A 22,353-nucleotide genomic window follows, 5' to 3' on the forward strand; every position below is an offset into this window, starting at 1 on the left:
CCACAAGGAATCAAAACAGTGATAGCGGATCGACGTGTGGCCCCCTTTTTTCTCATTATAAAACACTAAATTGTTATACATAAATGAAATGTTTGTTAGACAGGTAGGGGATAAAAATGCAAACAGATCTATTAAATATATTTTTTGAAGAGTCAGAAGAACATTTACAGTCGCTAAATGAAAATGTGCTAGTGTTAGAGCAAAATCCTGCTGATATGGATGTTGTAGGAGAAATATTCCGCTCCGCTCATACATTCAAAGGTATGTCTGCGAGTATGGAATTTACGGAGATGGCTGATTTAACACATAAGATGGAAAATGTGTTAGATGAAATTCGTCATGGGAATATAGTTGTAAATGCGGATATTATTGATGTGATTTTTGAGTGCATTGATAATTTGGAGAAGATGGTTGCAGATGTGCAACAAGGTGGAATGGGCAATATTGATGTAGTCTCAACTAAACAGAAATTAGAAGCATTATTGAACGGTAATGTAGAAACTACTACGGAACATATAGAGCAAAATCATATAGACAACGATGATGCAGTTTCGCATGCAGTGCATATAACAGTTGAACAGCAAGCAATTTTAAAAGCAGTACGTGCCATTATGTGTATTGAAGCATTACAAAATGTGGGGAATATACAAAAAACAGCTCCGAGTATTGAAGAAATTGAAGCAGATGCTTTCGGATTTGAATTTACAGTATTTATGGATACGGATTGTAGTATAGAAGAATTGAAACAAGTAGTACTTCATGTTTCTGAAATTGAGAAAGTGGAAGTAAAGCAAGGAGAACCTATATCGAGGGAAGTAGCTTCTAAAAAAGTCGTTACACAAGAAGTTGTGCAAGTAGAAGAAACGCTACAACCAGCTGTGGCTACGCAGGTAGAATCACCGATAGTGGCAACGAATCAGCCAGCTAAAAGTACTACAAAAACGAAAAATGCTAAAGTGGAGAATCGTTCAATTCGTGTTCAATTAGAGAAAATTGAAAGATTAATGAATATGTTTGAAGAAAGTGTAATTGAACGTGGGCGCATTGATGAATTGGCTCAAACGATTCAAAACAAGGAACTAATTGAACATTTAAATCGATTAGGCGATATTTCAAAAGATATTCAAAATGTACTATTAAATATGCGTATGGTGCCAATTGAAACTGTGTTCAATCGTTTCCCGCGTATGGTACGTATGTTAGCGAAAGATTTAGGGAAAAAAATCGATTTACAAATTACAGGTGAAGATACTGAAGTAGATAAAATTGTTATTGATGAAATCGGTGATCCGCTCGTTCATTTAATTCGAAATGCAATCGATCACGGTGTTGAAACTGTTGAAAAACGACGTGATGCAGGTAAAAATGAGACAGGTACTATTAAATTAGAAGCTTTTCATAGTGGAAATCATGTCGTTATTCAAATTACGGATGATGGAAACGGTATTAATAAAGGGAAAGTATTAGAAAAAGCGATTAAAAATGGCGTTGTAACTGAAGCAGATGCGAATAGATTAACAGATCGTGAAGTGTTTGATCTTATTTTCCAACCAGGATTTAGTACAGCTGAAGTTGTATCAGATCTTTCTGGACGCGGTGTCGGATTAGATGTTGTAAAACATACGATTCATAGTTTAGGTGGACATTTAATCATTGATTCTGAGGAAGGCAAGGGAAGTACATTTAGAATTGAACTTCCGTTAACGTTGTCTATTATTCAATCTATGCTTATTCAAACGAATGATAAGCGTTATGCTTTACCTCTTGGAAATATAGTTGAAGCAATTCGAATTAAGAAAGAAGACATCCAATCCTTACAAGGAAAAGATGTGTTAAATTATCGTAATCAAATTATTGAAGTGAAACATTTAAGTACTGTATTTGGTGAAAAAACAGTAGATGAGGCGTTTGCGTCATATGATGGTCAAATGGTTCCTGTGTTAATTGTTCGTAATACACATCGCAGCTATGGACTTATTGTAAACACAATTATCGGTCAAAGAGAAATAGTCTTAAAGTCATTAGGTGACTTCTTTGCAGAGAGTTCTAATTATTTCTCTGGTGCGACGATTCTCGGTGATGGACGAGTGGTCCTCATTTTAAACCCAGAAGGTTTATAATAGGAATGAAGGAAAGCTCCCCACTTGTATACAATTGGGGAGCTTTTTGACTAATCGTTACTACTCTAATAATGGCAATAAATACATATTAACGTTTTATATAATAAGTTTGCTAAAATCAAATGAGAGTTTATATCATTTGATAGAAAAACAGAAATGAGGAGGCAGGGAAAATGCCTGAGCAACACACAAAAGGGGATACGAGCACGATTGTGCTAGAAAAAGAAAATGAGCATTTAACGCCTCAAGAATGCGATATTCTTGGCGAAATTGCAAATATATCATTTGGTTCAGCTTCGACTGTATTATCAACAATTTTAAATAGGCAAGTAAGCATTACTGCTCCTCGCATAGAGTTGGTAGATTTATATGATTCAAGAGATGTCGAAGTTCCACATGTTGTATTAAACATTCACTTTACAAAAGGATTAGATATGGAAAACCTTCTTGTCCTTAAGCAAGATGTTGCATTGTCTATTGCTGATTTAATGATGATGGGAACAGGCGAGGTGGAGGACGGAAAAGAACTTGGTGAATTAGAGCTAAGTGCTGTACAAGAAGCGATGAATCAAATGATGGGATTCGCAGCTACATCTATGTCGGAATTCTTCCAAGATACAGTAGATATGTCTCCGCCGACGATTAAAGTTGTAAAGTTATCAGAAGAAATGGAGAAAATCTCTGAAATCGATGGAAATCATACGATTGTTAAAGTGTCGTTTGATTTAAAGATAGATAATCTTGTAAACTCTAAACTTGTACAAATTGTTTCTGTTGAGCATGCGAAACAAATGGTAAATAAATTAATGCAATTATCTGGTGGAGTAGAAGAAAAAGACGAGACAGCAGAAGTAGTGGAAACTGAGATTGTAGAAGAAGTTGAAAAAGAGCATTTAACACAAGAAGAGAAAGATGTGCTTGGTGAAATTGCAAATATTTCAATTGGTTCCGCTTCAACAGTATTGTCAACGCTTTTAAATCAGCCAGTTACAATTAGTACACCAAATGTGGAAGCAATCAATGTTCGTCATTATGATGGAGTACCAGTGCCATTTGTTATTTTAAATGTTGACTTTGTTGAAGGGCTAAAGAATGAGAATGTATTCGTATTTACGAAAGATGTCGCCTTAACAATGGTAGATTTAATGATGATGGGAACAGGGGAAGTTGATCCGGAAAAAGAGCTTACTGAATTAGAACTGAGCGGTATTAAAGAAATTATGAACCAAATGATGGGGCACGCTGCTACGGCGATGTCAGAAATGTTCCAAGAAAAAATGGACATGACGCCGCCAAATGTTAAATTTGTAACGTTAAAAGAAGAAATGGAGTATTTGGGAGAGTCAATGGAAGTGGACGAACTCGTTCAAATTACGTTCAATCTTGAAATTGGCGATCTGCTTCAATCGAAAATGTATCAAATTTTGCCGATTTCTGAAGCGAAAGAAATGGTAAGGCGACTTCTGTATCCAATGGTGGAAGAAGAAGAGACTGCAACAGAAGAAATTGAAGAAGAAAAAATTGTAGAACCAGTTGTGCAACCTATTGAATTTAAAGAAGTAAAACAAATGGAGCCAGTATATATGGACACGTCCATTCTACAAAATGTAGAAATGAACGTGAAATTTGTATTTGGAAGTACAGTGAAAACAATTCAAGATATATTAAGTTTACAAGAAAATGAAGCAGTTGTACTAGATGAGGATATTGATGAACCGATTCGTATTTATGTAAATGATGTATTAGTGGCGTATGGTGAACTTGTAAATGTAGATGGATTTTTCGGAGTAAAAGTGACGAAATCACTATAAGGCATTGAAATAGGAGTTTGAACTAGTAGATGAAAAACGTAAAGTTTTTTCTAATGAGTTGGCTATGCATACATGTATGCTTGTTCTTCCCCTTGCAAAGTCAGGCTGAGGAACAAATTGAGTCAGATCAAAAAATAAATGAAGTGAATGTACAAGAAGAAAATAAGGAATCTCAAGAATCGTCAGAGCAAGTGGAAACGAAGCAAGGTGAAGAGAAACAAAAAGAAGTAGAACAAAAAGAAGTAAAACAACAAGAAGTAGAACAACAAGAAGTAGTAAATAAACAATTGGGTGAAAGAAAGATAGAAACGGAACAAGGAATTGTTACAGTAGATAAGCCGGAGCTTAAAGTTGGCGAAGAAGTGCGAATTGCTGTAGAACCAAATGGGAAAAACATTCAAAGCATGAAAGGTATATTGCAGTTACAAAAAAATGGCGAGCAATATGCGCAAGAAAGAATACTATCTTTTGAGTATGATGAAGAAACGAAGAGCTGGGTTGCTAACTATAAAGCAGAGGATTTTGATTTGCAAGGTGATTGGAATCTCCAGCTCGTTCAAAGTTACAAAGAGAATGAGAAAGAAGAAATCGTAAAAAATGAAGTGAAAGTCCCGCTCATTCGTATTAAAAATGAAACGCCAACTATAGATAAAGAATTGCCAAAGTTACAGAAAGTTACAATTGATGAAGTAAAAGAGAACTTAGTTGAACGAAAACAGGGAGATTCTATACATATACGAGTAAAAGCGTCAGATATAGAATCGGCTGTAAAAGAAGTGCGCGTTACATTAAAAGGGAAAGAAAATAAAGAGCTTTCGTTTTTATTAGACTACAACAAGTATGATATGGATTGGCAAAAAATATTTGAAATAACAGAAGAATTGCCAGCTGGGCCATACGAATTACATGTAGAGATAATAGATGCAGCAGGTAATAAACTTGTTGAGGAAAGTGAATATACCATTTCTATTTTGGCGCCAAAAAACGAAGATGACAAAAAGATAGAAGAGAAAGAGAAAGAAGATAAATTAGATAATAAACTAGAAAATGAATTAGAAGATAAGAAAGAAAATGAGAAGCAAGAGGATTTGAAAGTCAAAAACCCGCTTCCAGAAGAAAAATTACCAGTTGTTCAAATTCCGAAGCAAGATGAGGAAGTAAATAAGTTTATAAAAGAACCGTTGAAAGAGAAAGAGGAATTTACTTACGTCATAAAAGAGCCGTTCGAAGACAACAAGGAAGTACATAAGGCGAAGGACCAAAAAGAGAAAAATAACAAACAAGTTGCCTCTAAAAAGAAAGAACAAAAAGAAGAATCAAAAGACAAGAAAGAAGAAAAAGGTGAACAGGGAGTACAAGCTTCGGATGTGTTTACTATCATGTCAGGTTTATTCGTACTGTTTTTAGTTTTAAAGAGTAATAAAGAATGGGGCTAATTATTTCATAGTAGTGGAGGCGCTTAAATGGAGATTAAACGTACGACAATTGAAGATAAGGCGTTACAACCATTAAAACAGCCTGCAGCTATTTCGGAGCATGAAATCCAGAAAGAACGAAAGCGTAGCAATTTAGTGTTTACTGGACAGTCTAAAATTATTTCGAAAAATAATGAAATAGGTATTTTACTTGCAAGTTTAAGTGATGGAAAGATTATGAAGGAAATGCTTTCTAAAGAGATGGATACAGTGTTACAACTTTTTAAAAAGCTACATACGTTATCTGGAGAAGGTAAGCAAACAGAAAAAATATTTGAACAAGTAATTAGAAGCCTACAAGGGCTTGTTAAGCAGGCGCATATAAAAGACCTTCCTTTGTTAGATGGAACATATGATTTCGCTGAAGTACAACTATCATTTGGTAGAAAAGTACATATTCCGTTACTAGATGTGAGCGCACTTATTTCTAGAGTGGAAAGTGATTCTTCAGAAGGAAATATAAATTTGATGGTAACGGTTATTACTGCTTATATAACGAAATTGTCTAACGAAACAATTTTAATTAGTGTTACAGACCGCATTGCTAAAGATCGGGATGTAAGTGTATGGAGAGCGCTTGCGGAAATTAACATGACACAATTATCACAGGCATTGAAACAAACGATGCAAGAACATAAATGGTCTATGACGTTTCTTTTTCTCTTCATATGGATTGTCGGTATTATTTTAATTCGAGTTATGTAAAAAGGTCGTCACTCCATTGTGACGACCTTTTTTATATTTTTTCGTAGAAGAATGTATCAAATCGCTGAAGATTGTAACGCTCGGGTGTTAAAATTTGTTCCGTACTACCAACAAATAGTACGCCGCCTTTTCGTAAAGAACGACTAAATTTTTCATAAAGTTTTACTCTTGCTTCTTCGGTAAAATAAATCATTACGTTGCGACAAATAATCAAATCATAATTTGTATCGAATGACTGCATTAAAAGGTCATGTTGTTTAAACGAGACGTTTTGTTTAATGTTTTGATGCAATGAATATAGATCATTCTCTTTTGTGAAATGACGTTCTTTCAAATCATTAGGTAATTCCTTTAACGAACGTTCTGTATATTGACCGCGTTTTGCAGTTTCTAAAATATGAAAATCAAGATCTGTTGCTTGAATTTCAAAACGAAATGGAGCTAGATGCTTTGATAAAATTAAAGAAAGTGTATACGGTTCTTCACCAGCAGCGCAAGCGGCACTCCATACCTTTAATTTTCCGCTATTTTGTTCGAGTAATTTAGGTAGTGCTTTCGACTCTAAAGTTTGCCATCGTTCTTTATTTCTAAAAAACTCTGAAACGTTAATTGTAATATAGTCAATAAAATTTAAAAATAAATTTTGATCAGCACGTAATTTGTTTAAAAAATTAGTGTAGTTTTCAAAGCCTTTTCTCGAAATGAAAGCATCGATTCTACGGCGCATTCTATCTTGCTTATACGAAGCGATATCCATATTGAATTGTTGTTTAAAACTCGCGATAAAATGATCATAATCTTGTTCAATTATCATATTTACAATGGGCACAATAATGATATTGTGCCGCCCCCTTTACATCATACGAATTTTTTGTTCAAAGCTTTTTTTCATTTGCTTTTCATGTAATCCTGGTAAATCATAAATGACAGCATCAATACCTGCTTCTTTTGCAACATCGACAGGGATGACAGATGTATGTTTGTCCCCATTATAAAAACAGAGAACTAAATCAGTGTCTTCAATAATTTGTTTAACAAAAAACATATAATCTGATCGGTAAATGGAGTCAGAAGGATGATCGAAAGCAACATATTCGGCTCCGTGTTTTTTTAAGTAATCAACGACTTCTTGAAATTCATCTGTTATTGCTTGCAATGGTTGCAGCGTGTAAAGGCATAAATTTTGAGCGAGTCTTTCATTCTCAACGAAAAAACGAAGAACCTCATTTTCAATAGATTTATAACATAATATGTAAATTTTATGTTTGTGAGCATAGTCAGTTAAAAATTTTTTAATTTCTTCTTGATCTAATGCTGTTAATTGATTTGAACCACAAAGGAAAATATTCATAGAATTGTGCCACCTCATGCTAAATTGTAACATATCTTTTATAAAAAATAACTGCAAAATATTACTGTTCAGAGTATAATTATAAATAACTGGATTTTACGATTAAGTTTAGGAAGAAATAAAAAAATAAATAGGTGATATATATGCTACGTTCTATCTCGCATAATCCAATTTTATCGCATATACCGCCTGCTACTCAAATGCCGAAAGAAGCAAATGTCAGGACAGGACTTGCATTTTCGGATAATTTGCATGCAGATCCGAAAAAAGATAAATTACTAGAACAAATGGAAGCGTTTGTCGATAATATTGGAGAAATTAAAGAAAAAATTGAAATGGAATTAACGCTTGATAATGTAATGGAATACAAAAATACAGTAAAATCATTTTTGAATTTTTACGTTGATAATGTATTGCAGTATAAAGATGTCATGTCTCGTCACCCACGTTATGGATATTCACAGAAAATGACGATTGTGAAACAGGCAGAAATGGGATTGAATGAATTAGAAGATGTTATGAATTTAATTAATACGAAAACAGGACATTTAGAAATGTTAAATCAAATTGGAGAAATCCATGGTTTAATTGTGAATTTAGTCTTGTAAAAGGAAGGAAGCTATATGTACATACAATTATATGAAAAGCTCGTTATTATACAAAAGGCGTATGAAAATATTCAAGCGCTTGGAGAGCAAATATATGAGAATTTAAAAAATAAAGATATAAATGCAGTTCAAAAGTTACAAGTAGAACAATTGCAGTACATTGATGGTTTAAAAGGACTATCTAGCTCATTCGAAGAAATGGTTGTTCAGTTTTGTAAAGAAAAGGATGTTGAAGCATCTCGTGTAAGTGCATTATTTTCGTATTTTTCTCAAGAAGAAATTGAAAAAATGGAAGAATTACAAAAAAACGTAACTGAATTAGAAGAGAATGTAAAAATGATTCTTTTGAAAAATCAATATTACTTAAACGTACTATTAAAAACTACAGAAAGTATTGTGGATTCTGTTTCTGAATATAATTTAGAGCGAAACAATAATTCGCAAATCTTTATGAATGAACTATTGTAAAGGAGAAGTGAAGCTTTATGAGATTATCTGATTATAATACACCGCTATCAGGGATGTTAGCGGCTCAAATGGGATTACAAACAACGAAACAAAACTTATCTAACATTCATACACCGGGTTATGTGCGTCAAATGGTGAATTACGGATCTGTTGGAGCAAGTAATGGTCATACGCCAGAACAGAGAATTGGTTACGGTGTACAAACGCTAGGTGTTGACCGTATTACTGATGAGGTAAAGACGAAGCAGTTTAATGATCAATTATCTCAGCTCTCTTACTATAACTATATGAATTCGACTTTATCACGTGTAGAGTCTATGGTTGGAACGACAGGAAAGAATTCATTATCTAGTTTAATGGACGGTTTCTTTAATGCCTTTCGTGAAGTGGCAAAAAATCCAGAACAACCAAACTACTACGATACATTAATTTCTGAAACTGGGAAGTTCACAAGTCAAGTAAATCGTCTTGCGAAAAACTTAGATACAGTGGAAGCGCAGACGGCAGAAGATATTGAAGCGCATGTTAATGAATTTAATCGTCTTGCTGCTAGTTTAGCAGAAGCGAATCATAAAATTGGACAAGCAGGTACACAAGTGCCGAATCAACTTTTAGACGAACGAGATCGCATCGTTACAGAGATGTCTAAGTATGCAAACATCGAAGTATCTTATGAATCTATGAATCCTAATATTGCGAGTGTTAGAATGAATGGTATTTTAACAGTAAATGGACAAGATACATATCCACTTCAATTAAATAAAGAAAAAGACCCAATGTCAGTTGAGATTTACGGTTCAGAAATCAATGTAACTAGCGGAGCGATAAAATCAGCGATTGACACGAAAGCGAAGATTGTTGATTATAAAAAAAATCTTGAAGACTTAATGAGTTCAGTGAAAAATCAAGTGAATACAGTGATGGGAAAAGATTTCTTCGTTGGAGATCATGCGAAAGATATGAAGTTAAATCCAGAATTTCAAAAAGATATTTCGAAAATGAAAATATCTGCTGAAACAGCAAATAAACTAGCAGCAATTACAGATGGAGACTATAAAGAAGGTCTTTCTTATAAAGCAGCATTAGACCAATTCATAGTTCGTGTAGCTTCTGATAAAAGTGCAGTGAATGCTTATCAAAAAATTCATGGGGACTTATTAGAAGGCATTCAGCAAGAAAAGATGAGCGTTGAAGGGGTAAATATGGAAGAGGAAATGGTAAATTTAATGGCCTTCCAAAAATATTTCGTGGCGAACTCTAAAGCTATTACTACGATGAATGAAGTGTTTGATAGTCTATTTTCGATTATTCGATAGGTGATAGTAATTGATTGAAAATATATAAGGAGGAGATAGAAATGAGAGTATCTACATTTCAAAATGCAAACTGGGCAAAGAATCAGTTAATGGATTTGAACGTGCAACAGCAATATCATCGAAATCAAGTAACTTCAGGGAAGAAAAATCTTCTTATGAGTGAAGACCCACTTGCGGCAAGTAAGTCATTTGCGATTCAACATTCATTGGCGAATATGGAGCAAATGCAAAAAGATATAGCGGATTCGAAAAATGTATTAACACAAACTGAAAATACTTTACAAGGTGTTTTGAAATCTCTAACGAGGACAGATCAATTAATGGTGCAGGCATTAAGTGAGCAAAATGGTGAAAAAGAATTGAAGGCCATTGGTGCAGAGATTGATCAAATTTTAAAACAAGTTGTATATTTAGCGAATACGAAAGAGCAAGGTCGTTATATTTTCGGTGGTGATAGTGCAGAAAAACTGCCATTTACAGAAGATGGTACGTATCAAGGTGGACAAAATGATGTGAACTGGCAACTAAATGACGGTTATGAAATAAAAGCATTTCGAAACGGAGAGGCATTATTATCTCCGGTTATAAAGACGTTAAAACAGATGAGTGAAGCGATGCAAAAAGGTGATCAAAAAGCGTTACAACCGTTATTAGGAGAAAACAAGAAAAACTTAGATGGCATCATTAACCGTACAACTGAAGTTGGTTCAACAATGAACACAATGGAGACGTTTAAAACAATTTTAAGCGAACAAAATTTAGCGCTTCAAGAAAACCGTAAAGAAATTGAAGATGTCGACTTAGCGGTAGCAATTTCCGACTTAGCATATATTAATGCAACATATGAAGCGACGTTAAAAGCTGTTAGTACGATGAGTAAAACGAGTATTTTAGATTATATGTAAAAAAGGAGTGGTAGTTAATGGCAGTTACATCAACAGGTATTGGTAATAGACAACAAATTTGGAATCTAGGCAATAATATAATAGATACTTCAAAGCTAGTAGAATTAGAATTACAAGCGTTGGATATGAAGAAAACTCCTTATAATAATGAAAAGGAACAACTTACACAAGAAAAATTATTATATGCAAGTTTGAAAAAGGAATTTAGTTCTCTAACACAAACAATGAAAGATTTATCTAGTTTTAAAGGGAATGAAAAAAAAGTAACACTCTCTCAAGAAGGATATATTAGTGTGACAGCAGATGCTTCAGCAATTGCAGGAACCTTTAATATTGAAGTCAAAGAATTGGCTCAACGCCATCAAATTTCAAGTGAAAAGATAGCGGATTTAGATGCTAAAATTGATATGGAAGAAACAATAAAGATTAACAATCAGGATATTGTAATTACAAAGGATACTACATACCGTCAATTAATAAATAAAATTAATAGTGGAAATTATGGAGTTTCGGCATATTCTCTTGGAAATAAGATATTCTTTTCTTCTTCAAAAATGGGCGAAAAGGGAGCTATTAAGTTAGAAGATAGCGGTCAATTTTTAGAAAAGATGGGATTTGTAAAAACAGATGGTACACTTAATGAAATAGAAAAGGCTAAAAATTCAACATATGTAATTAATGGGGTTGAAGAGCATGGAGAGTCAAATACAATAGAAACTCTTCCAGGTGTTAAAATTCAACTAGATAAATCTGAGGTAGGAAAGAGCGTTAAATTTACAGTAGAAGATTCAAATGTAAAAGAAGCGAATGAACTTATAAAAAAAATGGTAAGCAATTATAATCAAGCGGTATCTACAGTAGAATTATTTGGTGGGAAAAATGGAGCGCTTCAAGGCCAAAATATTATGGGTGATATTAGAAGGATTATGAATAATATTGTAACATACTCACAAGATGGAAATTATTTGTTTTCGTATGGTATTCAGGTGACAAAAGAGGGTACATTACAAGTTGATGAAGCAAAATTAACAAACGCTTTGAAAGAAAACCCGGATGCGGCAAAACAATTCTTTTTTAGTGCAGATGGTCTTGGAAAACAAATAGATACACAATTTAATAAGATATTCGGTGACGTGGGAATCATAGGAGAAAGAATAAAAATTATAGATGACCGTGTGGGGAAACTAGATCGTAAAATCAATGATATTGACATTCAAAATAAGCAAAAACAAGATGATATTGTAAAGAAATATCAAAAATTAGAAAGTACATTAGCGGCGCTTGATAGTCAGCTAAAAACAATTAAAGCAATGACAAAACAAAAAAGTGATGATTAATGAAATCTAAGGAAGTGATCGTATGCAAGCATGGCAACGTTATATGCAAAATGATATTATGACGAGTAATCCGATTAAAAATACAATTTTTATTTATGAAAGATGTATTGTAGAGTTTCGTAATTTAGAAGAACTTTTACATACTTTTAACTTACAAGAAGGAGATGCGCTTCTTGAAAAGTTAGAACGTATTTTTGAAGAATTAAAACTTCAATTAAACCCTGAAATTACAAAAGATTTATATGATAGTTTATATGGCTTATACGATTGGATTAGCATTCAAATTCAAACGATGAAAGTGACTCGTGAGGCAAAAGACATGGATGCAATTGTGAAAGTATTACAAGATTTAATAGATGGTTACCGCGGAGCACTTGAAAATGAACAATGATATTTATCGGACGTTTGTCGGCTGTTTTAATGAAATCGGTGAATTGCAAGTGTCAGATGGAGAGTTTGCTGAGAAGAGTGAAATGTTAAATCGCTGGATGATGACATTGGATGAAGAAACACGTGCACAAGTTGCAGCAGAAGTAAGCCCATTCATTATTAAGGCAGCTCAGCATATTCGAGATAAGCAAAAGATTTTGGAAGAAATGATAATGGAAAATGATGGGCGGATGAAAGCTAATTCATTTTACGGTAAATATTAATGATAGAGTTTGGAAACGGATTCCCCTTTTAAAAGGGGATCCATTCCTTTGTTTAAATAAAGAATTCCGCTGATTGAGGTTTCACTTTATGACTGTAATAAAAAAGTAGTAATCTAAATAATATAAAAATGAACTTAGTTTGTAGTTCATATGTTGAAATGTTTCATGAATTACTGCGTGTATACAGTTTTTTCGTATTCTTTTTTATATTTTTATATTTTTCTAAAGACAACAATGGAAAAATGGAATAAAATATGTAAGGGTACATAATAGTTAATATTTTAATAAATACATATAAGAAAATAAATAATGAAGTGAAACTTCCATCAGTGGATCATTAAGTTAGAAAAGGAAGGGTGTGGAATATGCCAGATTTAGTGAGTGATGTAAGCCATTATATGAATTATTTAGTAACGAAACGAAATACGGTTTCTAGTAATATTGCAAATGCGAATACACCTGGCTATAAAGCACAAGATGTAACATTTGCTGAGCAGATGAATAAAAGTAGTGCATTATATAAAAACAATGCGGCTGATTTAAAGAGCAATCCAGATTTATATCAAACGAATGAAATGCACTTGCCGACAGTAAATATGAAAAATACATATGCAAAGATTCAAACAAAATCAATGCAAACGAATAAAGACGGAAATAGTGTGGATGTAACGACAGAAATGCTAGATTTAATGAAAGCAAATCAGTTATACGGTATTTCAATTAACGCGATTAATACACAATATGCAATTAACCAAGCGGCACGCGGACGTTAAGTAGAAGGAGAGACAACGGATGTTTCAGGCAATTAATGCAAGTGGCTCAGGGCTAACGACAGCGAGAAAGTGGATGGAAGTTACTTCTAACAATATTGTAAATGCGAATACGACGGCGGCTCCGGGGGCAGATTTATATGAGCGTCGTAGTGTGGTGCTAGAATCAAACAATAGTTTTGCAAGTATGTTAGATGGTGCTCCTACTAATGGAGTAAAAATAAAAAGTATTGAAGCAGACAAAACGGAAAATTTAGTGTATGATCCGACGCATCCGCACGCAAATGAAGAAGGATATGTACGTTATCCAAATATTGATGTAACTGCTGAAATGACGAATGTAATGGTTGCTCAAAAAATGTATGAAGCGAATACGAGTGTATTAAATGCAAATAAAAAAATGCTTGATAAAGATTTAGAAATCGGCCGAGGATAAGGGGGAAGATAGTAATATGAAAATCCAACCAATGTTACATACACAACCATTTGGAGCAATTCAGTCAATTGGTGCACCGAAAACTTCTCAAACATCTGTAGTTGAGGGGAAAAAGTTTATTGATTTATTGGAAGATATGAATCAAACGCAAAACAATGCACAAACAGCAGTATATGATTTACTAACTAAAGGGGTAGGAGAAACACATGACGTTTTAATTCAGCAAAAGAAAGCTGAGTCTCAAATGAAAACAGCTGCTCTCGTACGTGATAATCTTATTGAAAATTATAAGTCACTAATTAATATGCAAATTTAGGAAAGTGGACGGGTGTGTTTAAATGGAAAAGATGAAAAATGTTATCCAATCGTTAAAAACGTGGCATAAGTTAGTAATTGGTGCTGCGCTTTTAGCGATTGTAACAGGAGCACTTTTATACTTCACCTTGCCAGATAAATATGTTGTTGTATATCAAAATTTAAATGATACAGATAAACAAGAGATTACAGCAGAATTATCGAAGTTAGGTGTCGATTATCAATTAGCGGCCGATGGTTCGATTCGTGTGCAAAAGAATGATGCTCCATGGGTTCGAAAAGAAATGAATGGGATGGGCTTACCGTTTAATTCTAAAAGCGGTGAGGAAATTTTATTAGAAAGCTCGCTCGGTTCAAGTGAGCAAGATAAAAAAATGAAGCAAATTGTCGGTACGAAGAAGCAATTGGAGCAAGATATTGTAAGAAACTTTGCGACAGTTGAAACGGCAAATGTTCAAATTACATTGCCTGAAAAAGAGACGATTTTTGATGAAGAAAAAGCAAAAGGAACAGCGGCGATTACGGTTGGAGTGAAGCGTGGCCAATTGTTAACAGCTGATCAAGTTGCAGGTATACAGCAAATGATAAGTGCAGCAGTTCCTGGTGTGAAGGCAGAAGAAGTAAGTGTTATTGATAGTAAAAAAGGTGTTATCTCAAAAGGAGCAGATGAAGCGCATTCTAGTAGTTCCTCTTCTTATGAGAAAGAAGTAGAGATGCAGCATCAACTTGAAGGTAAATTAAAGCAAGATATTGATGCAACATTAATGACGATGTTTAAACCGAATGAATATAAAGTGAATACGAAAGTATCTGTAAACTACGATGAAGTTACACGTCAGTCAGAAAAGTATGGTGATAAAGGTGTACTTCGTAGTAAACAAGAGCAAGAGGAAAGCTCTACTGCGCAAGAAGGGACAGATACGAAGCAAAGTGCTGGTATTACAGCAAACGGTGAAGTGCCGAACTACGGTACGAACAATAATCAAAATGGTAAAGTTGTTTATAATAATAAAAATGGTAATAAAATAGAAAACTATGAAATAGATAAAACAGTTGAAACAATTAAGAAACACCCAGAATTAACGAAAACAAATGTTGTTGTATGGGTAGATAATGATACGCTAGTAAAACGTAGAATGGATATGACAACTTTTAAAGAAGCAATCGGAACAGCGGCAGGACTTCAAGCTGATCCGAACGGTAACTTTATAAATGGTCAAGTTAACGTTGTAACTGTTCAGTTCGATCAGCCGAAAGTCGAAAAAGAGAAAGAGCCAGAAAAAAGTGGCATGAACTGGTGGTTATTCGGTGGAATTACAGCTGGCTTATTAGCGATCGGTGGTCTAGTATGGTTCTTATTAGCAAGACGTAAGAGAAAGAAAGAAGAAGAAGAGGAATATGAAGAATACTTAGCAGAAGATGAAATTGCTGCAAGTAATGAAAGTATCTTGGAAATTCCTGAAGAAAAAATAGTGCCAGAGCCAAAACCTGAACCAGAAGAACCGAAAGAACCAACGTTAGATGAACAAGTGCAGGATGCTACGAAAGAACATGTAGAAGGTACTGCAAAAGTAATTAAAAAATGGCTAAACGGACAGTAAGGGAGGAACAACGATGTTAGATGAAATCTCCTCCAAAGAAAAAGCTGCCATCCTTATTCGTACATTAGAAGAAGGGGTGGCAGCAAAAGTCATTGAATATATGACAGCTGAGGAAAAAGAAGTATTACTTCGTGAAATCGCGAAGTTTCGTGTATATAAACCAGAAACGTTAGAAAATGTACTAGGAGAGTTCTTATATGAACTAAATGTAAAAGAATTGAACTTAGTCACTCCAGATAAAGAATACATTCGTCGCATATTTAAAAACATGCCAGAAGACGAACTGGAAAAATTATTGGAAGACCTTTGGTATAACAAAGATAATCCATTTGAATTCTTAAATTCACTTACAGATTTAGAGCCACTTCTTACAGTGCTTAATGATGAATCACCACAAACAATTGCAATTATCGCTTCTTATATTAAACCGCAGCTTGCGTCTCAATTAATTGAGAGATTGCCAGATCATAAACGAGTAGAGACGGTAATGGGTATTGCGAAGTTAGAACAAGTTGATGGTGAATTAATTAATCAAATTGGTGAGTTGTTAAAATCGAAATTAAATAATATGGCATTCAGTGCAATTAATAAAACTGATGGCTTGAAAACGATCGTAAACATTTTAAATAACGTTTCACGAGGTGTTGAAAAAACAGTCTTTCAAAAGCTGGATGAAGTCGATTATGAGTTATCTGAGAAAATTAAAGAAAATATGTTTGTCTTTGAAGACTTACTTGGTCTTGAAGCTCTTGCGCTTCGCCGTGTATTAGAAGAAATTACAGATAACGGTGTTCTTGCGAAAGCACTTAAAATTGCAAAAGAAGAAATTAAAGAGAAACTATTTACATGTATGTCTTCAAACCGTAAAGAGATGATTCTAGAAGAATTAGATGGCTTAGGACCGCTTAAGATGACGGATGCTGAAAAAGCGCAGCAAACGATCACTGGTACAGTGAAAAAGCTAGAGAAAGAAGGAAGAATTATCGTTCAAAGAGGTGAAGAGGATGTCCTTATTTAAAAACAGAATTCCGAAGAATTCTGTTTCTTTTTCTGAAGAAACGTATGAATTACAATTTCCAAAACCAGCTTCAGTCCAAATAGAAGAGGAAGAATTACAAGCTGATCATGCAGAACTTCGCGCCCAGCAAGAATCATTACATATGGAAATGAATCAGCTAAGGCAAGAGCAGCAAATGCTAGAAAGAGAGCGGCAGCAGTTATTACAAGATAAAGAACAATTTCAAATGCATATTCATGAACAAATGGAACAGATGGAAGCAGCGCGTGTGCAGTTTCAAAAAGAACAACAAGAAACAGCATACGAATGGACAGAGTTATTATGGGATCAATCTTTTCATCTAGCAGAAAAAATCGTGAATCAAGCGGTAGATTCACGATTGCTTGATGTGTTACCTATTTTAACTGGCATCGTGCAAACATTGCCAACTTCGTTTGAAAAATTAATCATTACAGTACATCCAGAAACGTTTGAACGTATTCAAGAAGAGAAGGAAAATACGAAAGAATATTGGTTGCTACAATTAGTAGAATGGAAATATGATTTCTCCCTGCAGTTTGGTGAATTTGTTCTGGAAGAAGAGAAAGAGTTCTTTGAATTTAAATTTGCACCTATATTTGCGAAACTTCGTCAGAAATGGGAAGAAGAGAAGCTATTTGAGGAGCAAAATGTATGAGCCGTCTGTTAATGAATGAGAACGAAAAATGGAATAAGTTCATTGAAACACCACTGTATACGAAAGTAGGCAAAGTTCATAGTGTACAAGAACAGTTTTTCGTAGCAAAAGGGCCGAAAGCGAAGATTGGAGATGTTTGCTTCGTTGGAGAACATAAGGTCTTATGTGAAGTGATTGCTATTGAAAAAGAAAATAATATGCTACTTCCATTTGAACAGACAGAAAAAGTATGTTATGGAGATTCAGTGATTTTAATTTCAGAAGATGTTGTTGTACCACGTGGTAATCACTTACTCGGAAAAGTGTTAAGTGCAAATGGTGAAGTATTAAATGAGGACGCTGAAAACATTCCATTACAGAAAATAAAACTAGATGCACCGCCTATACATGCATTTGAACGTGAAGAGATTACTGATGTATTTGAAACAGGAATAAAATCAATTGATTCTATGCTAACAATTGGTATCGGTCAAAAGATTGGTATTTTTGCTGGATCAGGTGTTGGTAAATCTACTTTACTTGGAATGATAGCAAAAAACGCAAAAGCTGATATAAACGTTATTAGTTTAGTAGGAGAACGTGGCCGGGAAGTAAAAGACTTTATTCGAAAAGAATTAGGCGACGAAGGTATGAGAAAAAGCGTCGTTGTTGTAGCGACGTCAGATGAAAGTCATCTTATGCAACTTCGTGCAGCGAAACTCGCAACGTCTATTGCTGAATACTTCCGTGATCAAGGCAATAACGTATTACTTATGATGGACTCTGTTACTCGTTTTGCCGATGCACGAAGAAGTGTTGATATTGCTGTTAAAGAGTTACCGATTGGTGGTAAAACACTGCTAATGGAAAGTTATATGAAGAAGCTGTTAGAGCGGTCCGGGAAAACACAAAAGGGATCTATAACAGGTATTTATACGGTGCTTGTTGATGGGGACGATTTAAATGGTCCTGTACCAGATTTAGCACGTGGTATTTTAGATGGACATATTGTATTAAAGCGTGAGCTTGCAACGCTTAGTCATTATCCTGCAATTTCAGTATTAGATTCAGTAAGTAGGATTATGGAAGAAATTGTTTCGCCACATCATTGGCAACTTGCAAATGAAATGAGAAAAATTTTATCAATTTATAAAGAAAATGAATTGTATTTTAAGTTAGGAACGATTCAAGAAAATGAAGAAAATGCTTATATTTTTGAATGTAAAAATAAAGTAGAAGGTATAAATACGTTTTTAAAGCAAGGTCGATCGGATAGTTTCCAATTTGATGATATCGTTGAAGCGATACACCATATAGTATAAGGCCTCTGCCCAAGAGGTCTTATTTTTTTTGTTTTTTAATATTTCACAGATTTTTTTGGAAAAAAACTATATAATAGAAAAAGAGAACGTTATAATAGGAAGGGGCTATGAAAACAGGTGGATAAACAGCAGTACGACACAATAAAATTGCAAATAAATCAAGAAAAAGAACATATTTTAAAAGAAGTGTATGAATTAACAGCTGAAAAAAGAAAAATAGAACAAAAAAAAGAATATGATTTATATGTTGTGAAATCGCGTAGTAAAGTCGTACAAACTGGGCAACGTATTATGGCTGGCATGCTTTCTTCACATACGTTTTCACCTGAAAGAATAGAAGAATGGAATCGAAAAATTAAAAAAACGGAAGGTTTTATTCAAAAAAATGAAAGCCTTTTAGAGCAAGTAAAAGAAAAAGAACGTGTCATTGATGAGATGTATCAAGAAAATTGCAAAAAGCTTGCGAAAGCACAAGAAAAGCTGGAAGAAAAAATGCTTCTGGATTTGAAAATGTGTATGAATGGATGAGGTGAATGTAGTGATACAGTCTGTATTACCGGTGCAACAAAGTTTACCTCCGCAAAAAGACAAAGGGCTAGAAATACAATCAAAAAATGAAGATTCTTCATTCGATCGTACGATGAGAATGGAAAATAAAAAACAGCCGAAAACGGAGAAAACGAAACGAGAAGAAGCACCAACAGAAGAGAAAAAAGATTATATTCTTTCTAAAAAATCGGTAACGAAAGAAGAGCCTATTGTAAAGAAAGAAGAAAAAAAAGAGACAGAACAGTTGTTATTAGCTGTATCTGAGCAAATGGTTGCAATTGAGCAATTACATGTGCAGCCGGAATTGTTATATCAATACATACAAAAAATACAAGAGCTATATCAAGAATATGGCAATATTAAACTTAATGAATTACCTGCAGCTGAATTACAACAATTACAAGAACTTCTTTCAAATATGAATATCAAAAATGCTATATGTTTAGAAGATACAATGCAAATGGTATTAGACAAAATGAAGATGCCGGAGCAAACGATGCAAGCATTGAAGGTTGTAGAAACAGAAACTTGTAATATCGCAAAGAAACAAGAAGAGTTTAAAGACGTAGATCTTCCGAAAGGTGAGAGCGATGATGCAAAGGTAGAGTTGCCAGAGGTTGATGCATTAAATGATTCGAGCTCTACAGGTGCAGAGTTATTAAATAAAACGACGAGTACCGAACACATAGGGAAATCAAATAGTGGTGCTGAGAAAGTTTCATTACCTGACTTAGGAAAGAAAATGGAAGCGCAAGTAGAAGCGCTGCAAAAATTTGTAGTGAAACAAGAACGTGTTTTATTTCAGTTAAATCCAGAAAAACTTGGTACATTAACAGTATTTATGAAAAAACACGGAGATCAAATTGACGTTCACGTAGAAATGGAAAAACACGATGCGAAAAAACGTGTTGAAATCATTTTTGATGAATTGAAATTAAAGTTAAAAGAAAAAGAAATAAACATTCAAATTAGCTATTCAGATAAAGATGAAAATCGTAAAGAACAGCGAGAACAAGAGCAAAGGCAAAAACAGAAATTAGCAAATACAAATCATGAAAAACAACAATCAACAGAATTTGCGGGATTATTGGAGGAATAAAGCGTGCCAACAGTTGGATTAAATACAACGAGTACAAATCATATTCCGTTACAAACAGGAGCGCAAAAAAGTAATGTACCTGTTAATGGTGTACAATCGCCAGTGCAACAAAGTAATGGAGTTTCTGCAGGAGCGCAAAAGACTCCTGGGGTAATGGGGAAAGATGATTTCCTGAAATTGTTTTTATCAAGTTTTCAACATCAAGATCCATTTAATGCGATGGATATGAATCAAATGATGAATCAGACAGCACAGTTATCTCTTATGGAACAAGTACAGAATATGACGAAAGCAGTAGATAAGCTGCAATCAACGATGTATTCAACAGCACTTGATGGTGGAATGAAGTTTTTAGGTAAATACGTAAGAGGTGTTGACGGCGACGGAAACAAAGTAACCGGTCAAGTAGAAACGGTTCGCCTTGCGGAAAATAACGACGTACAGCTCGTTATTAATAATAAAGTTGTATCTCTTCGTTTCGTTGAGAGAGTGTCTGATAAACCGATTGGGGAAACGAACCCAGAAGACGCAAAGAAAGACGATCAAAAAGTAACTGAAGAAGTAAAAACTACAAATTCATAAGGAGTGTCCATACGTTATGATTAAAGCGTTATATACAAGTATTACAGGAATGAATGCAACACAAAATGCATTAAGTGTAACTTCAAATAATATTGCCAATGCACAAACAGTAGGTTATAAAAAACAAAAAGCAATGTTTGATGATTTACTATATAACAATTCGATTGGTGCAAAAGGTGACGGTAAATATGCAGGAACGAATCCGAAAAGTATTGGTAACGGTGTAAAAATGAGTGGTACGGTTACGGATTATAGTGATGGTACAATTACGTTAACAGGTGGCAAAACACAAGCAGCAATGGAAGGTAATGGTTTCTTCGTTGTAGGTGATTCAAAAGGCGGAAATATGGAATTTACTCGTAAAGGTACGTTTGGGATATCTTCAGATTACTATATTACGAATACTGAAGGTCAATACGTGTTTGCATACCCTGCGAATGAGGCAACTGGTGAGGTTGATTTATCTGGAATTCCAGGACCGTTGCAAATTCCAATGGGAACAGCAATTGGTGGTATTCGAACATCGAAAGGGACAATTAAAGGGAATATTCCAACTGGTGAAAAACAAATTACACAAGATTTACCTGTATATGATAATGCAGGGAATACATGGACAATGCGTGTAGAGTTTAAACAAACGAGTGAACATAATTATACATATAAAGTACAAATGCGCAATGACTCGAAAAAAGAAACAGAGTTTAAAGATGTTCAAGGTGCAGGTGGTAATATGACATTTGATGCTGTTGGAAATCCAAATCCGAAAGAGCAAGGAGCCAATATTCCGTTTGATGGAGGCTCTATAAAATTAGACTTAAGTCATTTAACAAATCATCCAACAGATAAAACATTATCAGTAACAGACGTAGATGGTAGAGCAGCAGCGACGGTTAAAGATTGCTTCATTGCTGACGGTGGATATGTAATGGTAAAATATTCTGATGGAAGTATGAAATCAGCTGGTCAATTAGCTGTTGCGATGTTCCCGAACGAAGGTGGACTAATGAAAACAGGTAATGGTAACTATACAGCGACGAATACAACAGGTATTTTAGCACTTGGTGCATCTGGTCAAAATGGTGCAGGTAAAGTACGCGGTGGTGCACAAGAAGGTGCCAATGTGGATTTATCTGTAGAATTCGTTGACTTAATGTTATACCAACGCGGATTCCAAGGAAATGCGAAAGTAATTAAAGTTTCAGATGAAGTATTAAATGAAGTTGTAAACTTAATTCGATAATATATCGTAATGAAAAA

At 34.4% G+C, this 22,353-nt stretch carries 24 protein-coding genes; 22 read left to right on the plus strand and 2 right to left on the minus strand.

Features of this window, described 5'->3' with window-relative positions:
• The first annotated feature begins 116 nt into the window (after positions 1-116).
• From BCG9842_RS07875 to BCG9842_RS07890, 4 genes are all read left to right on the plus strand, one after another.
• Positions 117-2,120 (plus strand): chemotaxis protein CheA, encoded by a 2,004-nt coding sequence (locus BCG9842_RS07875; RefSeq protein ID WP_001192626.1) that lies wholly within the window; start codon positions 117-119, stop codon positions 2,118-2,120.
• A 173-nt stretch (positions 2,121-2,293) separates the two neighbouring features.
• Complete coding sequence (locus tag BCG9842_RS07880; RefSeq protein WP_001115007.1) at positions 2,294-3,931, plus strand: flagellar motor switch protein; 1,638 nt, start codon at positions 2,294-2,296, stop codon at positions 3,929-3,931.
• A 29-nt stretch (positions 3,932-3,960) separates the two neighbouring features.
• Positions 3,961-5,367 (plus strand): hypothetical protein, encoded by a 1,407-nt coding sequence (locus BCG9842_RS07885; protein ID WP_000800084.1) that lies wholly within the window; start codon positions 3,961-3,963, stop codon positions 5,365-5,367.
• Between the two features lie 27 nt (positions 5,368-5,394).
• The gene (locus tag BCG9842_RS07890) at positions 5,395-6,111 is read left to right on the plus strand and encodes a hypothetical protein (protein WP_000403948.1); all 717 of its coding nucleotides are present in this window, start codon (positions 5,395-5,397) and stop codon (positions 6,109-6,111) included.
• A gap of 31 nt (positions 6,112-6,142) precedes the next feature.
• On the opposite strand, the gene cheR is transcribed toward BCG9842_RS07890, so the two are convergent.
• Together cheR and BCG9842_RS07900 are read right to left on the minus strand one after the other, a co-directional pair.
• Positions 6,143-6,925, minus strand: a complete 783-nt coding sequence (gene cheR / locus BCG9842_RS07895) for a protein-glutamate O-methyltransferase CheR (protein WP_000582876.1) — start codon at positions 6,923-6,925, stop codon at positions 6,143-6,145.
• A gap of 39 nt (positions 6,926-6,964) precedes the next feature.
• Complete coding sequence (locus BCG9842_RS07900) at positions 6,965-7,462, minus strand: flagellar motor switch protein FliG (RefSeq protein WP_001020110.1); 498 nt, start codon at positions 7,460-7,462, stop codon at positions 6,965-6,967.
• 143 nt (positions 7,463-7,605) lie between these two features.
• Between BCG9842_RS07900 and BCG9842_RS07905 the strand changes: the two genes are divergently transcribed.
• From BCG9842_RS07905 to BCG9842_RS07990, 18 genes are all read left to right on the plus strand, one after another.
• Positions 7,606-8,070, plus strand: coding sequence for a YaaR family protein (locus BCG9842_RS07905; RefSeq protein ID WP_000946323.1), 465 nt, complete (start codon positions 7,606-7,608; stop codon positions 8,068-8,070).
• Positions 8,071-8,085: 15 nt separating this feature from the next.
• Positions 8,086-8,538: a flagellar export chaperone FlgN gene (gene flgN / locus BCG9842_RS07910; RefSeq protein WP_000275875.1), complete on the plus strand. Its 453-nt coding sequence runs from the start codon at positions 8,086-8,088 to the stop codon at positions 8,536-8,538.
• A gap of 17 nt (positions 8,539-8,555) precedes the next feature.
• Entirely contained in the window at positions 8,556-9,854 is a 1,299-nt protein-coding gene (gene flgK, locus BCG9842_RS07915) for a flagellar hook-associated protein FlgK (protein ID WP_001239708.1), read from the plus strand.
• A 41-nt stretch (positions 9,855-9,895) separates the two neighbouring features.
• Positions 9,896-10,759 (plus strand): flagellar hook-associated protein 3, encoded by an 864-nt coding sequence (locus BCG9842_RS07920; RefSeq protein ID WP_001266418.1) that lies wholly within the window; start codon positions 9,896-9,898, stop codon positions 10,757-10,759.
• Between the two features lie 17 nt (positions 10,760-10,776).
• Positions 10,777-12,096, plus strand: a complete 1,320-nt coding sequence (locus BCG9842_RS07925) for a flagellar hook-associated protein 2 (protein WP_000301747.1) — start codon at positions 10,777-10,779, stop codon at positions 12,094-12,096.
• A gap of 22 nt (positions 12,097-12,118) precedes the next feature.
• Positions 12,119-12,487 (plus strand): flagellar export chaperone FliS, encoded by a 369-nt coding sequence (locus BCG9842_RS07930; RefSeq protein ID WP_001149524.1) that lies wholly within the window; start codon positions 12,119-12,121, stop codon positions 12,485-12,487.
• Positions 12,477-12,749: a hypothetical protein gene (locus BCG9842_RS07935; protein WP_001058079.1), complete on the plus strand. Its 273-nt coding sequence runs from the start codon at positions 12,477-12,479 to the stop codon at positions 12,747-12,749. The genes BCG9842_RS07930 and BCG9842_RS07935 overlap by 11 nt, the downstream gene beginning before the upstream one ends.
• 365 nt (positions 12,750-13,114) lie before the next feature.
• A complete protein-coding gene (gene flgB / locus BCG9842_RS07940) occupies positions 13,115-13,522 on the plus strand; it encodes a flagellar basal body rod protein FlgB (RefSeq protein WP_001113106.1) in 408 nt (135 codons plus the stop codon).
• A gap of 19 nt (positions 13,523-13,541) precedes the next feature.
• The gene (gene flgC / locus BCG9842_RS07945; RefSeq protein WP_000484680.1) at positions 13,542-13,955 is read left to right on the plus strand and encodes a flagellar basal body rod protein FlgC; all 414 of its coding nucleotides are present in this window, start codon (positions 13,542-13,544) and stop codon (positions 13,953-13,955) included.
• Positions 13,956-13,971: 16 nt separating this feature from the next.
• On the plus strand, positions 13,972-14,271 hold the full coding sequence (gene fliE, locus BCG9842_RS07950) for a flagellar hook-basal body complex protein FliE (RefSeq protein WP_000701672.1): 300 nt from the start codon (positions 13,972-13,974) through the stop codon (positions 14,269-14,271).
• Positions 14,272-14,293: 22 nt separating this feature from the next.
• On the plus strand, positions 14,294-15,871 hold the full coding sequence (locus BCG9842_RS07955) for a flagellar M-ring protein FliF C-terminal domain-containing protein (RefSeq protein WP_000413954.1): 1,578 nt from the start codon (positions 14,294-14,296) through the stop codon (positions 15,869-15,871).
• Between the two features lie 13 nt (positions 15,872-15,884).
• The gene (gene fliG / locus BCG9842_RS07960; protein ID WP_000883363.1) at positions 15,885-16,889 is read left to right on the plus strand and encodes a flagellar motor switch protein FliG; all 1,005 of its coding nucleotides are present in this window, start codon (positions 15,885-15,887) and stop codon (positions 16,887-16,889) included.
• Positions 16,876-17,565, plus strand: a complete 690-nt coding sequence (locus BCG9842_RS07965) for a FliH/SctL family protein (protein ID WP_000051697.1) — start codon at positions 16,876-16,878, stop codon at positions 17,563-17,565. Before fliG ends, BCG9842_RS07965 begins: the two co-directional genes overlap by 14 nt.
• The gene (locus tag BCG9842_RS07970) at positions 17,562-18,866 is read left to right on the plus strand and encodes a flagellar protein export ATPase FliI (protein ID WP_000088683.1); all 1,305 of its coding nucleotides are present in this window, start codon (positions 17,562-17,564) and stop codon (positions 18,864-18,866) included. Before BCG9842_RS07965 ends, BCG9842_RS07970 begins: the two co-directional genes overlap by 4 nt.
• 117 nt (positions 18,867-18,983) lie before the next feature.
• On the plus strand, positions 18,984-19,394 hold the full coding sequence (locus tag BCG9842_RS07975) for a hypothetical protein (protein WP_000360860.1): 411 nt from the start codon (positions 18,984-18,986) through the stop codon (positions 19,392-19,394).
• 10 nt (positions 19,395-19,404) lie between these two features.
• Positions 19,405-20,514: a flagellar hook-length control protein FliK gene (locus BCG9842_RS07980; protein ID WP_000616444.1), complete on the plus strand. Its 1,110-nt coding sequence runs from the start codon at positions 19,405-19,407 to the stop codon at positions 20,512-20,514.
• A 3-nt stretch (positions 20,515-20,517) separates the two neighbouring features.
• Positions 20,518-21,096 (plus strand): flagellar hook assembly protein FlgD, encoded by a 579-nt coding sequence (locus BCG9842_RS07985; protein ID WP_001143485.1) that lies wholly within the window; start codon positions 20,518-20,520, stop codon positions 21,094-21,096.
• 16 nt (positions 21,097-21,112) lie between these two features.
• Positions 21,113-22,336 (plus strand): flagellar hook protein FlgE, encoded by a 1,224-nt coding sequence (locus BCG9842_RS07990; RefSeq protein WP_000588324.1) that lies wholly within the window; start codon positions 21,113-21,115, stop codon positions 22,334-22,336.
• The last annotated feature ends 17 nt before the right edge of the window (positions 22,337-22,353 follow it).

The sequence above is a fragment of the Bacillus cereus G9842 genome, assembly GCF_000021305.1.
GTDB lineage: Bacteria > Bacillota > Bacilli > Bacillales > Bacillaceae_G > Bacillus_A > Bacillus_A thuringiensis_S.

Coding starts and splice junctions, on each gene's coding strand:
- BCG9842_RS07885 (WP_000800084.1), top strand. CDS start 3,961: ATGAAAAACGTAAAGTTTTTTCTAATGAGTTGGCTATGCATACATGTA.
- BCG9842_RS07990 (WP_000588324.1), top strand. CDS start 21,113: ATGATTAAAGCGTTATATACAAGTATTACAGGAATGAATGCAACACAA.
- fliG (WP_000883363.1), top strand. CDS start 15,885: ATGTTAGATGAAATCTCCTCCAAAGAAAAAGCTGCCATCCTTATTCGT.
- BCG9842_RS07920 (WP_001266418.1), top strand. CDS start 9,896: ATGAGAGTATCTACATTTCAAAATGCAAACTGGGCAAAGAATCAGTTA.
- BCG9842_RS07955 (WP_000413954.1), top strand. CDS start 14,294: ATGGAAAAGATGAAAAATGTTATCCAATCGTTAAAAACGTGGCATAAG.
- BCG9842_RS07965 (WP_000051697.1), top strand. CDS start 16,876: ATGTCCTTATTTAAAAACAGAATTCCGAAGAATTCTGTTTCTTTTTCT.
- BCG9842_RS07890 (WP_000403948.1), top strand. CDS start 5,395: ATGGAGATTAAACGTACGACAATTGAAGATAAGGCGTTACAACCATTA.
- fliE (WP_000701672.1), top strand. CDS start 13,972: ATGAAAATCCAACCAATGTTACATACACAACCATTTGGAGCAATTCAG.
- flgC (WP_000484680.1), top strand. CDS start 13,542: ATGTTTCAGGCAATTAATGCAAGTGGCTCAGGGCTAACGACAGCGAGA.
- BCG9842_RS07925 (WP_000301747.1), top strand. CDS start 10,777: ATGGCAGTTACATCAACAGGTATTGGTAATAGACAACAAATTTGGAAT.
- BCG9842_RS07900 (WP_001020110.1), bottom strand. CDS start 7,462: ATGAATATTTTCCTTTGTGGTTCAAATCAATTAACAGCATTAGATCAA.
- BCG9842_RS07880 (WP_001115007.1), top strand. CDS start 2,294: ATGCCTGAGCAACACACAAAAGGGGATACGAGCACGATTGTGCTAGAA.
- flgN (WP_000275875.1), top strand. CDS start 8,086: ATGTACATACAATTATATGAAAAGCTCGTTATTATACAAAAGGCGTAT.
- BCG9842_RS07935 (WP_001058079.1), top strand. CDS start 12,477: ATGAACAATGATATTTATCGGACGTTTGTCGGCTGTTTTAATGAAATC.
- BCG9842_RS07905 (WP_000946323.1), top strand. CDS start 7,606: ATGCTACGTTCTATCTCGCATAATCCAATTTTATCGCATATACCGCCT.
- flgK (WP_001239708.1), top strand. CDS start 8,556: ATGAGATTATCTGATTATAATACACCGCTATCAGGGATGTTAGCGGCT.
- cheR (WP_000582876.1), bottom strand. CDS start 6,925: ATGATAATTGAACAAGATTATGATCATTTTATCGCGAGTTTTAAACAA.
- flgB (WP_001113106.1), top strand. CDS start 13,115: ATGCCAGATTTAGTGAGTGATGTAAGCCATTATATGAATTATTTAGTA.
- BCG9842_RS07970 (WP_000088683.1), top strand. CDS start 17,562: ATGAGCCGTCTGTTAATGAATGAGAACGAAAAATGGAATAAGTTCATT.
- BCG9842_RS07875 (WP_001192626.1), top strand. CDS start 117: ATGCAAACAGATCTATTAAATATATTTTTTGAAGAGTCAGAAGAACAT.
- BCG9842_RS07930 (WP_001149524.1), top strand. CDS start 12,119: ATGCAAGCATGGCAACGTTATATGCAAAATGATATTATGACGAGTAAT.